Source organism: Kitasatospora sp. NPDC052868 (assembly GCF_044547105.1).
Taxonomy (GTDB): Bacteria; Actinomycetota; Actinomycetes; order Streptomycetales; family Streptomycetaceae; genus Kitasatospora.
On sequence record NZ_JBITZW010000007.1, the window covers coordinates 362,219 to 377,957 of the forward strand.

Here is a 15,739-nt window from a genome sequence, read left to right on the forward strand (position 1 = left end):
CCCGCGCCAGGCCCCGGGTACCGGCCGCTCCGCCGCCCTGGGCAGGCGCGTGCCGGTTCATCACCATGGATCCGCGGCCCCGGTGACGGCCGCCGAAGTGCGATCCGTTCCGCGTCGCCCGGCGATATTTCTGCGGAATTCCCGGCGACCGCCTTCACCGAATGCGCCCCGTGCCGTCCGGCCGGCGCCGACCCGACTTCACCGCGTCACACCACAGCTCAAGGGGGCCATCAATGACGAGGTCAGCAGTATTTCCGTTAACGGCTTACCAGCGGGATGTCTGGGCCGCCGACGCGCACACCGACAACCTGCCCCAGTTCAATGTGATCGCCCATGAACGGCTCGTCGGAAATCCGGACGTCGACGCCCTGCGGGCCGCCCTGCTGCACACCGTCCTGCGCAACGACGCGCTCCGGCTGAGGATCGACGAGGTCGACGGCGCCCCGGTCCAGTGGACGGAGTCCGGCGCTCCCGGGATCGAGCTGGTCGACCTCAGCGCGGGCCCCGACCCCGCCGCCGCCTGCCGCGACTGGATCGACGCCACGCTGCACCGCCCGATGCCCCTGCTGCGCAGCCCGCTGTTCGAGGCCACCCTGCTCAGGGAGGCCGCGGACACCGTGCACATCGTCGCGAAGGCGCACCACATCGCGTCCGACGGCTACGGCGTGAGCACCATCCTGACCCAGGCCCGCGCGGCCTACGAGCGGGCGACGGGCGCGGACGTCCCCGAGCTCCCGGCACCCTCCTACCAGCGGTTCCAGGAGGAGGACGAGCGGTACCGGCACTCGGCCGAGCACGAGCAGGACCGCGCCTTCTTCCGGCAGTACCTCGACGGGGTCTCGCCCGCACTCTTCACCCGGCGGGCCGCGCCCGGCGCCCGGCGCAGCGCCCGGCACTCCTTCCTGATCGAGAGCGCCGACCTCGCGCGGATCCGCGCCGGCGGGACGTCGGTCTTCGCCTACGTCGCCGCCGCCTTCGGCGAGTACCTCAACCGGGTCCACCGGGGCGAGGAGGTCGTCCTCGGCGTGCCCTTCCTCAACCGGCGCACCGCCGTCGAACAGCAGATGGTCGGCCAGTTCGCCAACACCCTGCCGCTGCGGGTCGCCGCCCGGGGCGACCGGCCGCTCCACGAGAGCGCCGCCGCGATCAGCGGGGCGACCAAGATGCTCAGGCCGCACGAGCGGCTCGCCCTCGGCGACGTGCTGCGGGACGCGGGCCCGGGCGACGGCGGGCCGCGCCGGCTCTTCGACGTGACGATCTCCTTCCTGAGCCTTCCCGGGGTCGAGAGCACCGGGGGCCTGTCCCGTGAGCGGACGGGGTACGCGCCCGCTCACGAACAGGACGCGCTGGCCGTCCTCGTCGTCCACTTCCGGGGCTCCGACCAGGTGCGGGTGGATCTCAACCACGCGTGCGACGTCTTCGACGAGGACCTCCCGATCGCGGAGGTGGCCGGACACCTCCGGTCGCTGATCAGCAGCGGTCTCGACCGGCCGGACGTCCCGGCCCGGGACCTTCCGCTGCTCACCGCCGCGCAGCGCGAGGCCGTGCTCGACGGCGGTCGCGGCCCGCAGGTGGCGTACGCCTCCGAGGCGACGCTGCACGGCCTGTTCGAGCAGCAGGCCGCGCGCACCCCGGATCGGACCGCGGTCATCGGGAGCGGCGCGGACGGGGAGTCGACCTACGCCGAGCTGGACGCCCGGGCCAACCAGGTCGCGAGGGCGCTGCGCGCGGCCGGGGTCGGCCCCGACGACCGGGTGGCCGTCGTGCTGGAGCGCGGCCCGCAGCTGCTCTGCGCGCTGCTGGGCGTGCTGAAGTCCGGTGGGGCGTACGTCCCGGTGGACCCGGGGTACCCGCAGGAGCGGATCGCGTTCCTGCTCGCCGACAGCCGCGCGAAGGCCGTCCTGGTCGACCGCTCCTCGGTCGGCGCCCCGCCCGTCCCCGAGGGCACGCGGGTGCTCGCCGTCGACGAGCTGCTGCACGGCCCGGACACGGCGCCGGAGCCGCTCTCCGGGGCCGGCGACCTCGCCTACGTCATCTACACCTCCGGCTCGACGGGCCGCCCCAAGGGCGCCATGGTGGAGCACCGCTCCGTGGTGAACCGCCTGGCGTGGATGCAGCGCCGCTACCCGATCGGCGCCGACGACGTCATCCTGCAGAAGACGCCGACCTCCTTCGACGTCTCGGTCTGGGAGCTGTTCTGGTGGGCCGTCGAGGGCGCGACCGTGGCGCTGCTGCCCGCGGACGGCCACAAGGACCCGCGGGAGATCCTGCGCAACATCGCCGACCAGCGGGTCACCGTGCTGCACTTCGTGCCCTCGATGCTGGGCCCGTTCCTCGACCTGCTGGAGGAGTCGCCCGAGCTGCTCGGCGGCACGGACGGTCTGCGGTTCGTCTTCTGCAGCGGTGAGGCCCTGCCCCCGGCCCGGGTGGACCAGTTCAACCGGGTCTTCGCCGGCCCGGCCGGTGCGCCGAGGCTGGTGAACCTCTACGGCCCCACCGAGGCCACCGTCGACGTGTCCTGGTTCGACTGCCCCGCCGACCCCGCCCGCCCGGTGGCGCGGGTGCCGATCGGCCGCCCGATCGACAACCTCCGGCTGTATGTCCTCGACCCGCAGGGCGAACCCCAACCAGCCGGAATCCCGGGTGAGTTGTGCATCGGCGGGGTCGGGGTGGCCCGGGGCTACCTGGACCGGCCGGAGCTCACCCGCGCGAGCTTCGGCGACGACCCCTTCACCCCCGGCGGCCGGCTCTACCGCACCGGCGACCTGGCCCGGTGGCTCGCCGACGGCACCCTGGAGTACCTGGGCCGGATCGACGACCAGGTGAAGATCCGCGGAAACCGGGTCGAGCCGGGGGAGGTGCAGAACCGCCTGTCGGCCGTACCGGGCGTGCGTGCCGCGGCAGTTGTCGACCGGACGTCCGAGGCACGCGGGACGCACCTCGTCGGGTACTACGTCGCGGACGAGGACGTCGACCCGGTGGACCTCCGCACGCACCTGTCCAGGACGCTGCCGGAGTTCGCCGTCCCGGCGCACTTCGTGCGGATCGACCGGCTCCCGCTGACACCCAACGGCAAGCTGGACCGCCGGGCGCTGCCGGCCCCGCCGACCGGGAGCGGCCGGGCGCCGGCCGCGGCTCCGCGCGACGGCGTCGAGGCGGTGCTCGCGGCGGTCTGGGCGCAGGTGCTCCAGGTGGAGTCGGTCGGCGTGCACGAGAGCTTCTACGCACTGGGCGGGGACTCGCTGCTGATGCTGCGGATCCGGGCCGTGGCCGGGCAGCGCGGTGTGCACTTCTCGCTCGACGACCTGGCGCAGAACCCGACGGTGGCCGCGCTGGCCGCCCGCTCCCGCGCGTACCCGGCCGACGGCGCCGAGCCGGCCGTCGCCCCCTGGGAGCTGCTCGCCGATGCCGACCGCGCCCTGTTGCGCGGCGCCGCCGGCATCGAGGACGCCTTCCCGCTGACCCGGCTGCAACTGGGCCTGATCTACCACAGCCTGCGGGACGACCGCTCGGCGATGTACCACGACGTGTTCCGCTACACGCTGGCGATGGCGTGGGACGAAGAAGCCTTCCGCGGTGCGTTCGACGCGCTGGTCGCACGGCATCCCGCGCTGCGCTCCGCGATGGACCTGGGCGGCTTTTCGGAGCCGGTCCAGATCGTGCACTCCGGTGCGCCCGGGGGCCTGGAGATCGTGGACCAGCGGGCGGTGCCGGACGCCGAGGCGGAGGCCGAGATCCTCCGGCACGTCGAGGAACGGCGCTACCGCCGCTACGACTTCAAGCAGGCGCCGCTCTACCTGCTGCGGGTGTACGTGCGGGCGTCGGGAGTCGAGGCGGTGCTGAGCTTCCACCACGCGCTCCTCGACGGCGGCAGCGTCGCCAACCTGATCCGCGAGCTGCTGCAGGACTACCTGCACGCCCTCGGGGCCGGCATCGCCGCCGTGGCCGACGGGCCCGTCCCCTCACCCGCCAACCACGTCCGCGACGAGCGGCGCGCACTGGGCTCGCAGGCCGCCGGAGCGTACTGGCAGGGGGTGTTGGCGGGTGCCGAAGTCCTGCGCCTGGAGAACATCAGGCCCGCCGAACCGCCCACCGCGACCGCCCCGGCCGCCCACCGACTCGACCTGTCCCGTGAACTCGGCGGCCGGATCAGGGCGTTCACCCAGGAGCACGCCCTGCCGGTGAAGTCGGTGCTGCTCGCGGCCCACTGCCTGACCCTGCGGCTGCTCTCCGGACAGGACGAGATCAGCACCGGCCTGGTCACCCACGGCCGGGCCGAACAGGACGGCGCGGACCGCACCCTGGGCCTGTTCCTGAACACCGTCCCGATCCGGATCGGGTCCGCGCCGCGGACGTGGCTGCAGGAGGCCCGCGAGGCCTTCCGCCGGGAGCAGGACGGCTACGCCCACCGGCACTACCCGCTCAGCGCCATCCAGCAGGACCGCGGCGGCGACGCCCCGGTGGAGACGGCGTTCAACTTCATCCACTTCCACGTGATGGCACCCGTCCTCCAACTCCCGGGAGTGGAGCTGAAGTCGGTGCAGACCTGGGAGGAGACCAACTTCCGGCTGATGGTCAACGCGATGGTCGACCCGATCGACCACGGCATCCAGCTCCGGATCGACGCCGACAGCCGGACCACCAGCCCCACCCAGACCGGTCTCTACGCCCAGGCCTACGTCCGGATTCTCCGGCGCCTCGTCGAACACCCCCACGAGGACGCCGACTTCGGCTTCCTCAGCCCCGAGTACCGGCAGCCCGACGAGCTTCAGCCCGTGGATCAGCAGCCCGACGTGGTGGCCCGCTTCGACCAGCAGGTCGCCACCACCCCCGAGGCCGTCGCCGTCGCGTTCGGCCCGAGGCGCTGGACGTACCGCGAACTCGGCCGGGCCGCCGACCAGGTGGCACACCGCCTGATCGCCGAGGGCGCCCGACCGGGCGCCCGGATCGCCATCGCGATGGACCGCTCGCCGGAGACCGTCGCCGTGATCCTCGGCGTCGCCAAGGCCGGCGTCGCCTGCGTCCCACTGGACACCGGCTACCCGCGCGAACGCCTGACGGCGATGCTGGAGACGGCCCGCCCGTTCCGGTTGATCGCCGGCGCCCGGCACGCCGACCTGGTCGAGGACCGGTCCGTCCTGCTGCCCGCAGAGTCGCTCTGCGAGCCCGAGTCGCCCGGCACGCCCGGCGCGCCCGAGGCCGCCCCGCCGCGCCCCGGGGTGCGGATCGCCCCCGACAGCACCGCGTACGTCCTCTTCACCTCCGGCTCCACCGGCCGCCCCAAGGCGGTCGCGATGCCGCACCGCGCGCTGGCCAACCTGGTCACCTGGCAGCTCGGCGTGCCCAGCGGAGCCGTCACCGGCCCGACCCTGCAGTTCGCGCCCCTCGGCTTCGACGTCGCCTTCCAGGAGATCTTCGCCACCCTCTGCGCCGGCGGCACCCTGCAACTCGTCGCCGAGGCGGACCGGCTCGACTCCGCGACACTGCTGCGCCTGCTCGACGAGCAGCGGGTGGAACGCGTCTTCCTCCCCTACGTGGCACTCCAGCAGCTCGCCGAGACGGCGGCGGCGCTCGGGCTGGTCCCGCGCGGCCTGCGCGTGCTGGTCTCGGCCGGCGAGCAGCTCAGGGTCACCGCGGAGATCCGCCGACTGTGCTCCGCGCTGCCCGGGGTCCTCCTGGAGAACCAGTACGGCCCCACCGAGACGCACGTCGTCACGCACTTCAGCATGACGGGCGAGCCGGACGCCTTCCCCGCGCTCCCGCCCATCGGCACCGCGATCGACGGCGCCGAGGTACTCGTCCTGGACTCCCGGATGCGCCTGGTGCCGCCGGGGGTCACCGGGGAGATCCACCTCGGCGGGAGCTGCCTCGCCGACGGGTACGAGGGCCAGGCCGAGCTGACCGCCGAGCGCTTCGTCCCGCACCCCTACCGGCCGGGCGAGGCACGGCTCTACCGCACGGGCGACCTCGGCTACCGGCTGCCGGGCGGCGAGGTGGTCTGCCTCGGCCGCGCGGACTCGCAGGTGAAGGTCCGCGGGTTCCGCGTCGAACCCGCCGAGGTCGAACTCGCGATAGCCGCGGCCGCCACCGCCCACCGGGCCCTGCGCGAGGTGGCGGTGGTCGCCCGGCGCCGCGGGCCCGAGTCCTTCCTCGCCGCCTACCTGGTCGGTGAGCCGACCGAGGTGGACCTGGAGGCGGTCAAGCGGCACCTGCGCACGGTGCTGCCCGACTACATGCTCCCCGCGCACTTCGAGTGGCTCGCGGGCCTGCCGCTCACCCCCAGCGGCAAGCGCGACGACGCGGCGCTGCGCCGGATGCCGCTCGTCCAGACGGCCGCCGTCGCCTTCGCCCCGCCCACCGACGCGTACGAGCGGGGCCTGGTGGCGATCGCCGCCGAACTCCTGCAGCTGCCGGTCCTCGGGGTGCACGACAACCTCTTCGAACTGGGCGCCAGCTCGCTCACCGCGATGCGTCTCGTCGTCCGGATCGAACAGCGCTTCGGCCGGACCGTCCCGCTTTCCGCCCTGATCGCCGCACCCACCGTCGCCGACCTGGCAGAGCGGCTGCGCTCCACCGAGACGGCACCGGCGGCCTTCGACCCCCTGGTGGCGCTGCGCGGCAGCGGCTCGCGCCCGCCGCTCTTCCTCGTCCACCCCACCGGCGGCAACGTGGTCTGCTACGTCCCGCTGGCCAGGCACCTGTCGCCGGAGCAGCCGCTGTACGGACTGCAGGCCGCCGGCGGCGAGGCCGGCAGCGAACCGCTGAGGACGGTCCCCGCACTCGCCCGCAGCTACGTCGAGGCGCTGCGACGGGTGCAGCCGCACGGCCCCTACGCCCTCGGCGGCTGGTCGTTTGGCGGGATCGTGGCCTTCGAGATGGCCGTCCAGCTCAAGCGGTCCGGTGAGGAGGTCGCACACCTCATCATGATCGACTCGATCGCGCTCGGCCCCGACGGCGGCCGCCTGGTCGGCGGCAAGTCCCTGCTCACCTGGTTCTTCTGGGAGATGCTCTGGCTCGGCGGCGGCAGCGACGTCCCCGCCGAGGACTTCCGGGAGTTCGACACCGAGGAGGAGACCTTCGCGCACATCGCCCGACTGGCGATCCGCACCGGCCTCCTGAAGCCGGGCGACTCGGACGCCGCGCTGCGCAGGCTCTTCGACGTCTTCCAGGCCAACTGGGAGGCACTGGTCGGCAACCGCCCGGACACGATCGCGCAGGACATCACCGTGATCCGCGCCGAAGGCTCACTGCCCGAGGTGCTGAAGCCGGTGCACGACATCGCCGGCAGCCAGTACCGGGACCCGACGAACGGCTGGCAGCGCCTCACCACCGGCCGCATCGAGACGATCGCCGTTCCCGGCGACCACATCCAGGTCGTCGAGGAGCCGTACGTCCAGGACATCGCCGCGGCCATCACCGCCGTGCTGCGCACCGACCGGGCCGACCGGCCCACCGAACCCGGGGAGAACTGACATGACTGGAACGCGTCCGCTGAAGGCCCTCGTCATCGGGGCCGGAATCGGCGGCCTGACCACCGCCGTGGCGCTGCGCCGCGCCGGACTGGACGTCGAGGTGTACGAGCGGGCCGGCGAGCTCCGCCCGGCGGGCTTCGGGATCTCGGTCGGGAGCAACGCCATGGTGGCGCTGCGCACCCTGGGGATCGACCTCGGACTCGACCGCCTCGGACAGGGCGTCGAACACCTGGAGATCATGCACCCCGACGGCCGCCGGCTCTTCGCGCTGCCGCACAGCAAGCTCGACCAGGTGCTCAACAACGCCGCCAGCGTGTGCCTGTACCGCGGGGACCTCCAGGCCGCACTCCTGGAGGCGGCCGGAGACTGCCCGATCACGCTCGGGGCCGTCGCCACCCGCTACGAGTACGACGGCGACGGGGTCCGGGTCCGGTTCGAGGACGGCCGCGAGGCCCGCGGCGACGTGCTCGTCGGCGCCGACGGCATCCACTCGGTGGTGCGCCGCCAGCTGACCGGGGCCACCGAGGGGGAGCCGCGCTACAGCGGCTTCATCGCCTGGATGGCCGTCACCCCGTTCTCCCACCCGCGGATGGTCACGGGGTACAGCGGCCACTACTGGGGCGCCGGCAAGCGCTTCGGCATCCACGACATCGGCCACGGCCGCACCTACTGGTGGGCGACGCAGAACATGCCGGCCGAGACCGCCCGCAGGTGGGTCGGCGGCAAGGGCGGCAAGGAGGAGCTGGGCCGCTCGTACGCGGGCTGGGCCGAGGAGGTCGGCCAGGCGATCCGGGTCACGCCCGAGCAGGACATCATGGCCGTGGCCGTGCAGGACCGCCCCTTCCTGGAGCAGTGGGGCGACGGGCCGGTCACCCTGCTCGGCGACGCCGCCCACCCGATGCTGCCCAGCCTCGCCCAGGGCGGCAGTTCGGCAATGGAGGACGCCGTGGTCCTGGCACAGAGCCTGGCCTCGGCGGGCGACCCGGCACAGGCCCTGCGCCGCTACGAGGACACCCGGCGGGCGCGCGCCAAGTGGATGGTCAACACCTCGCACCAGATGGCCGGCATGGAGCAGTTGGAGGGTGCCGTCCCCCGGCTGCTCCGCAACGCCTACCTGCGGCTGGCCCCGAGCTCGCTGCTCACGCTCACGATGAAGAAGGCGCTCGCCTACCCCGGCGTCCCGGCCGGCCAGGCCCCCGCCGCGGACCTCGTCCGGCGCTGAGAGCCACCGGGCCACGGCACGACAGCCGCGACAACCGCCACAGCCGCGACAGCCACGACAGCCACGACAGCCACGTCGACCGAATCAACCGACCGAAGCAGAAGGAGAACCCCCATGACCGACAGCGCCACCGACTCGAAGAACGTCGTCCTGCGGTACCTGCGCGCCCTGCGGGAGCGTGACATCCCCACCGTGCTGGAGGTCCTCGCCGAGGACGTCGAGTACTGGATCGCCGGGGACCTCCCGATCTCCGGCACCTGGACCGGCCGGGAGAAGGTCCTGACCGGCTTCTTCACCGAGATGACGGCCTTGCTGGACCCGGACGCGGAGTACTCCATCGAGGTCCGCAACGTGATCGCCGAGGCGGGCCACGTGGTGATCGAGTGCGTGTCGAGCTCCGTCACCAGGCAGGGCACGCCGTTCGACAACCCCATCGTCGCGGTCTTCACCCTCGGCGGCGGCCGGATCACCGGCATGCGCGAGTACTTCGACACGCAGAACTTCGCGCGGGCGATCGGCGTGGAGCCCGCCGTCCGGGAGGGCGCGGCCTGAGCCCCGGGTGGCGCCCGCACCCGGCCGCCCTGCCACCCGGGTCCCGGCGCCACCACGCCGTCACCCCGTCCGGAGCCTCCGGCCGGGGTGACGCCGGCCGGGGTGACGGCAGAGCCGGCGGCGCCCGCTCAGCGGAAGCAGTAGGGGTCCGAGGAGGCGTCGCCGCCCGCCAGATGGGTCTGATGCACCCGCAGACCGCGGAAGTCCTCCCCGTGCGGGAAGAACCGCGGATCCACCGCGAGCCCGCCCGCGTCGGTGTCCGCGTCCAGCTTGACCATCCACGGCTCGATGCCGTCGGGGTAGAACTGGTCGTCCCAGGCCCCGTACAGCGAGTTGGTGAGATAGAGCCGCCGCCCGTCCCGGCTGATCTCGACCATCTGCGGCGCCCCGCTCAGCGGGCGGCCCGGCTCGGCCGGGTGCGGCGTCCTCGCCGCGACCCCGCCCAGGCGCACCGAGCCGGCCAACCGCGGGTGGAACGGGTCCGACACGTCGTACTGGAACAGCTCGCCGGTGCCCCAGGCGGAGACGTACAGCCAGCGGTCGTCCACCGACAGGTTGATGTCGGTCACCAGCGGCGGCACCGCGCCGAACGGCTGCAGCGCGGGCGGCAGGTCCTCGGCCTTGGCCGGCTCGGCCGGTATCTCGATCACCTTGCGCGCGGTGAACGCCGGACCGTCCCGGTACCAGAGCCAGACCGAGGAGGAGAGGTCCTCGACGTTCGCCACCACACCGACGAACCCCCACTCCGCCTGCGGGTCGTGCGCCGGCCGCAGCTCCAGCACCATCTGGTACTGGTCCCCGAGGTCGACCCGCTGCAGGTGCCGGCCCGAGTCCAGCTCCCAGAAGTGCAGCGCGTGACCGTACTTGCGGCCCAGCAGCAGCTCGGGCACCACCCCGTCCTCGACCATCCACGGCGTCCCCCACTCGCTGGTGACGCCCACATTGCTCCCCAGGTGCCACCACACGTCGTAGGCGAAGTTCTGCGGCCCGCGCTCCGTCTCCCAGGCCCGCAGCACGTCGAAGGTGGTGTGGTCGAGCAGCGCCACCCCGCCGGGCCCGTCCCCGTCCGCCGCGCCGAGGCAGGACAGGAAGACCCCGTCCGGCCCGCAGTGCAGCGTGTGCGGGCGCGAGTACCCCGCTCTGGCCGCCAGCTCCTCGGCCGCGACCGTCTTCACCAGCCGCGGGCGCACCGGATCCGGCCGGGTGTCCATCACGTGCAGGCGCGACGAGCGCAGCCCCGGCAACAGCAGGTAGCGCCGCTCCGGGTTCTCGTGGCAGGCGTGCGCGAGCGCGCTGGAGCAGGCGTTCCAGCCGAAATGGTGGAGTTCGTCGCCGAGCGTCGGCAGCTCGGCGAAGTTCAGCACCCGCCCGTAGTCGGGGGATTGCGGATCCACGTCGACGGTGAGCAGCGCGTCCGGCCGCTGCGCCGACCGGTCGAACCCGGCGACGTAGGCCAGCTTCTCCGGTGGCGCCGCGATCGCCTCGGCGGGGGAGCGGTAGAGCGACGGATCGGTGTGCCGCGGGTGGTGGTCCGTGGTCATGTGACTCCTCAACTCGCCTTTTACGTCAGGGGAGTGACAGTGGTTCCGGTAGCGTTCCACAGGATCACGGGCGCACAGCAGGCGCACCGGGAGCGGGCGGGGGTCCGCCCGACCGCCCCGCCGCAAGGCCGTGAACGCATGGCGGGCATCACACCCCGACCGCCCCGCCGAAGCCCGGGCGGCGGGCACCCAGCCAGTACAGTCGGCCCGTGGAGTTCCGAACCGACATCCTGGGCGCCCCCTACGAGGCCGCCGAGCTGACGCTCGCCCCCGACGAGGAGGGCGCCGTCAACGCCACCCTCGTCCGCCGACTCGTCCCCGGCAGCACGCGCGCCGTCCTGTACGTGCACGGCTACGTGGACTACTTCTTCCAGACGCACCTGGCGGACCACTTCGCCGGGCTCGGCTACTCCTTCTACGCCCTCGACCTGCGCAAGTACGGCCGGTCGCTGCGCCCGCACCAGTCGCCGAACTTCGTCCGCGACCTCGCCGCCTACGACGAGGAGCTGGACGAGGCCGTCCGGATCATCCGCGAGGTCGACGGGCACACCCGGCTGCTGGTCAACGGCCACTCCACCGGCGGCCTGGTCACCGCCCTGTGGACCGCCCGCCGGGCCGGCCGCGGCGTGGTCGACGCACTGTTCCTCAACAGCCCGTTCCTCTCGCTGCCGGCCGCGGCCCCGGTGCGGGCCATCGGCGCCCCCGCCGTGGAGGCCATCGGGCGCCTCGCCGCCACCCGCAAGCTGCCCTCCACGCTCAACCCGCACTACGTGCACAGCCTGCACCGGGACCACCGCGGCAGCTGGGACTTCGACCTGAGGCTCAAGCCCGCCGAGGGCTTCCCGCTGTACGCCGGCTGGCTGGCCGCCATCCAGCGCGGGCAGCGTCAGGTCCGCCGCGGCCTCGGCATCGACTGCCCGGTCCTGCTGATGGCCTCCACCTCCTCCATCGCCACCACCAAGTGGCAGGCCGCCCTGCACCACGCCGACGCGGTGCTGCGCGCCGACGACATCGCCGCGCTCGCCCCGCGCCTGGGCGGGCACGTCACGACCGTCCGGATCGAGGGCGGGATGCACGACCTCGTGCTGTCCGGGGAGGCGGCGCGCGCCCAGCTGTTCGAGGAGCTCGACCGCTGGCTCGGCGCCTACCTGCCGGTGTCCGCGTGACCTCCTCGGCTTCCGAAGGGGCCGGTGCCTCCGAGGACGAGGAGCCGGTGCCGGTCGGGCGGCGGACCGACCTCGGGTGGGCGAAGCTGATGCCCGACATCGACCGCGACGGCGGCTGGCTGCTCACCCTGGACGACACCCCGCAGTCCTACGTCGACCTCGCCGACCCGACCCACCTCGAGTTCGAGTACACCCAGCGGATCGGCCACCTGGCCGACGCCCTGGCCCCGGCCGGGCGGCCGCTCGACGCCCTGCACCTCGGCGGCGGCGCGCTCACCGTCCCGCGCTACCTGGCCGCCACCCGGCCGGGCTCGCGGCAGCACGTGGTCGAGGTCGACGGGCCGCTGCTCGCGCTGGTCGAGGAACACCTGCCCTGGCGCGCACCGGGCGCGGACATCACCACCGAGGTCGCCGACGCCCGCGCCGCGCTCGCCGCGGTGCCCGCCGGATCGCTCGACCTGGTGGTCGCCGACGTCTTCCACGGTTCGCGCACCCCCGCCCACCTGACCTCGACCGAGTTCCTCCGGCTCGCTGCCACCGCCCTGCGGCCCGACGGCTGTTACGCGGCCAACCTCGCCGACGGACCGCCGCTGGCCTTCGCCCGCGCCCAGGCGGCGACGCTGCGCGCGGTCTTCCCCGAGACCTGCCTGATCGCCGAGGCCCCGGTGCTGCGCGGCCGCCGCTACGGGAACATCCTGCTGGTGGGCTCGGCCCGTCCGCTTCCGGTGGCGGACCTGAGCCGCCGGCTGGCCGCCGACATCTTCCCGGCCCGGCTGACCGAGGGCCCGGACCTGGCCGCCCTGGTCGGCCGCACGCCCCCGGTCACGGACGCCTCGGCCACCGACTCCCCGCCCCCGCCGGACGGCGCCTTCAGCATCGGCTGAGGCCCGGGGCCGGGGCCCGAGGCCTGAGTCCCCAGCCCGAGCCCTGGCGCCGCTCCGGCCTCCCAAGGCCCCCGACCCTCCCCGCCGCGGGTCGACACGGCTGCCGCCCGGCCGGTTCCGGGTGATGATGGCTGTAGGGATGCCGGCAGGCACCCGGGAAGGGGCCGCGTTTCATGGCGAACCTTGATGGGCTGACCCTGCAGGTCCAACCGGCCCCCGACCTCGATCCGGAGGACCTCGCAGAGCTCACGGGCCTGCTGCGCGCCGAACTGCTCGACGAGGTCGACGTGGCCGCGGCCGATCCGGTCGACTCGGCCTCGGCGCCCGACCACGCCAAGGGGCTGGAGACCCTGGTCGGCTGGCTGGTCGTGCAGTTCGGAACGATCGACACGCTGCGCGCGGTGGTCGGCGCGGTGAGGAGCTGGGCCGGACGGACCAACCGCGCCGTGGAGGTCAGTTACGGCGGCGACGTCTTGAAGCTCTCCGGGGCGACCTCGGAGCAACAGGAAAAGATCATCAATGACTGGCTCGCCCGTCACACGGCCGTCGCCTGAGATCCCCGCCGAGCACCGCTTCGCCCTGGTGGTGGCAACCACCCGCTACGCCGACGAGTCGCTGCGCGAGTTGAGGGCGCCGGCCCACGACGCGGACGAGTTGAGCGCGGTCCTGGCCGATCCGCAGGTCGGCGCGTTCACGGTCAAGCGCGTGATCGACCGGTCCGCCCAGGAGGTGCGGCTGGCCCTGGAGGAGTTCCTGACCGGCCGCGACCCCGACGACCTGCTGCTGGTGTACCTGTCCTGCCACGGGCTCGTGGACGTCCGCCGCCGGCTGTACTTCGCCGCCACGGACACCCGGAAGTCCCGGCTGGCGGCCACCGGGGTCGAGTCGCAGTGGCTGCTGGACCTGCTGGAGGACTGCCGGGCCAGGCGACTGGTGGTCGTGCTGGACTGCTGCTTCAGCGGCGCCTTCGCCCAGGGCATCAAGGGGGAGGCCGACCTGGGGCTCGGCGAACGGTTCCACGGCCAGGGCCGCGGACGGGTGGTCCTGACCGCGTCGCGGGCCAGCGAGTACTCCTTCGAGGGCGAGCCGTTACCCGGATCCGTGCTGCCGGGCTCGGTGTTCACCAGCGCCCTGGTCGACGGCATCCGCAGCGGGGCGGCGGACGGCGACAACGACGGCTACATCTCGGTCGACGACGCCTACACCTACGCCTTCGACCAGGTGCGGGCGCTGGGAGGCCGGCAGACCCCGCAGCGGTGGCTCTACGGAGCCGAGGGCAAGATCCTGCTCGCCCGCAGCCCGGCCGGCGTAGCCGTCGTTCCCGTCGATCTGCCCGAAGCGCTGCGCAGCGGGCTGGACAGCCCCCACCCCGCCATCCGTCTCGGCGCCGTGGCCGCTCTGGGCGAATGGCTCACCGGGGACGACCCTGCCAGGTCGCTGACGGCACGGCAGACCCTCGAGCAGGTCGCCGACTCGGACATCCACCAGGTGGCCGCGGCGGCCACCGCCCTGCTGGAGGCCGGGACGGCCGATGACCCGCTCCCGGACGCCGCTGCGCCGGACACCGCTGTGCTGGCCGCCGCTGTGCCGGACGCCCCTGCGCCGGACGCCCCTCTGCCCGACATTCCCGTGCCGGACAACCTGCCGGCAGAGGTCAAGGCCGAAGCGGAGACCGCCACGCACGACACGGCCACGCACGACACGGCCACGTACGACCTCCCGTCAGTGGAGCCGTCCTTGGCAGGGGGAGCGGTCGCGCCGCCGTCGCCCGCGGGCGTCCGGAAGCCGGGCGTTCGGAAGCCGGGCGTTCGGAAGCCGGGCGTTCGGAAGCCGGACGTCCGGCCCGCGGACACCGCGGGTGCGGGCCGTCCTCCCGACCGCCCCGGGACCGGTCGGCCGCCGAGGTCGCTGATGCCGCGCGGACGAAGGGGCCGCGCCCTGCTCGCGGGAGTCCTGGCGCTGGTCGTGGGCGCGGTTGTCGTGGTGGTCCTCACCAGCCGGTCCGGAGGCCCGCCCCCGACGGCGGCGCAGAGCACCGCGCAGTCCCAGGCCGCCACACAGCCCCAGGCCACTCCGCAGACGGATCCCGCCGCCAAGGTCGCCGCCGACCCGGCCCTGGCCGGACTGGTCCCGGCGGACCTGAAGGCGAGCGGCAAGCTCGTCGTCGCCTCCGACGCGTCCTACGCGCCGAACGAGTTCAAGGACGCCAAGGGCAACATCGTCGGAATGGACGCCGATCTCGCCGTCGCCATCGCCCGGAAGCTGGGGCTGACGGCCGAGGTCCAGAACGTCGAGTTCACCGCGATCGCCCCGGGCATCACCACGAACGCCTACCAGCTGGGCCTGAGCTCCTTCACCGCCACCAAGGAGCGTGAGCAGACCGTCGACATGGTGACCTACTTCTCGGCGGGCACGGGCATGGCGGTCAAGGGCGGCAACCCCGACAAGATCGACCCGAACGACCTCTGCGGCAAGAAGGTAGCCGTCCAGACCGGTACCACCCAGGCCGACAGCATCACGGACGTGATCAACCCGGCCTGCGTCAAGGCAGGCAAGCCCACCATCCCGAACGGCGGCGACAAGTTCGACCAGCAGACCGATGTCACGGCGGCCGTCGTCTCGGGCCAGGACCAGGTCATGCTGGCGGACTCGCCGTTCATCGCCTACCAGGTCAAGGAGTCCGGCGGCGGCCTGCAGGAGATCGGAGCGACCACCGACACCGCCCCCTACGGGATCGTGGTCGCCAAGGGATCGCCGCTGACCAAGGCCGTCCATGGTGCGGTCCAGTCGCTGATGGCCGATGGCACGTACAAGGCGATCCTGGCGAAGTGGGGTGTCGAGGGCGGCGCCATCGACACGTCCGTCATCAACGGTGCCCCCGGCTGAGCCGCCCTCGACCGCC

8 protein-coding genes are annotated in these 15,739 nt (G+C 73.4%); 7 read left to right on the forward strand and 1 reads right to left on the reverse strand.

All coding sequences use genetic code 11. From position 1 onward, the window contains the following. The first annotated feature begins 233 nt into the window (after nucleotides 1-233). From ACIGZJ_RS15300 to ACIGZJ_RS15310, 3 genes are all read left to right on the forward strand, one after another. Nucleotides 234-7,472: an amino acid adenylation domain-containing protein gene (locus ACIGZJ_RS15300; protein ID WP_396457639.1), complete on the forward strand. Its 7,239-nt coding sequence runs from the start codon at nucleotides 234-236 to the stop codon at nucleotides 7,470-7,472. A gap of 1 nt (nucleotide 7,473) precedes the next feature. Beyond that, complete coding sequence (locus ACIGZJ_RS15305; protein ID WP_396457640.1) at nucleotides 7,474-8,694, forward strand: FAD-dependent monooxygenase; 1,221 nt, start codon at nucleotides 7,474-7,476, stop codon at nucleotides 8,692-8,694. A gap of 114 nt (nucleotides 8,695-8,808) precedes the next feature. Further along, complete coding sequence (locus ACIGZJ_RS15310; RefSeq protein ID WP_396457641.1) at nucleotides 8,809-9,246, forward strand: nuclear transport factor 2 family protein; 438 nt, start codon at nucleotides 8,809-8,811, stop codon at nucleotides 9,244-9,246. A 128-nt stretch (nucleotides 9,247-9,374) separates the two neighbouring features. Here ACIGZJ_RS15310 and ACIGZJ_RS15315 read toward each other — a convergent pair whose 3' ends face one another. After that, entirely contained in the window at nucleotides 9,375-10,787 is a 1,413-nt protein-coding gene (locus ACIGZJ_RS15315; RefSeq protein WP_396457642.1) for a selenium-binding protein SBP56-related protein, read from the reverse strand. A gap of 209 nt (nucleotides 10,788-10,996) precedes the next feature. Here ACIGZJ_RS15315 and ACIGZJ_RS15320 point away from each other — a divergent pair, with 209 nt between their 5' ends. From ACIGZJ_RS15320 to ACIGZJ_RS15335, 4 genes are all read left to right on the forward strand, one after another. Then, the gene (locus tag ACIGZJ_RS15320; RefSeq protein WP_396457643.1) at nucleotides 10,997-11,953 is read left to right on the forward strand and encodes an alpha/beta hydrolase; all 957 of its coding nucleotides are present in this window, start codon (nucleotides 10,997-10,999) and stop codon (nucleotides 11,951-11,953) included. A gap of 89 nt (nucleotides 11,954-12,042) precedes the next feature. Beyond that, complete coding sequence (locus ACIGZJ_RS15325) at nucleotides 12,043-12,837, forward strand: spermidine synthase (protein WP_396457673.1); 795 nt, start codon at nucleotides 12,043-12,045, stop codon at nucleotides 12,835-12,837. Between the two features lie 173 nt (nucleotides 12,838-13,010). Then, the gene (locus ACIGZJ_RS15330) at nucleotides 13,011-13,391 is read left to right on the forward strand and encodes a hypothetical protein (protein WP_396457644.1); all 381 of its coding nucleotides are present in this window, start codon (nucleotides 13,011-13,013) and stop codon (nucleotides 13,389-13,391) included. Continuing rightward, nucleotides 13,357-15,723 carry a transporter substrate-binding domain-containing protein gene (locus tag ACIGZJ_RS15335; RefSeq protein ID WP_396457645.1) on the forward strand — a complete coding sequence of 789 codons (2,367 nt, stop codon included), beginning with the start codon at nucleotides 13,357-13,359 and terminating at the stop codon, nucleotides 15,721-15,723. The genes ACIGZJ_RS15330 and ACIGZJ_RS15335 overlap by 35 nt, the downstream gene beginning before the upstream one ends. Nucleotides 15,724-15,739: the final 16 nt, after the last annotated feature.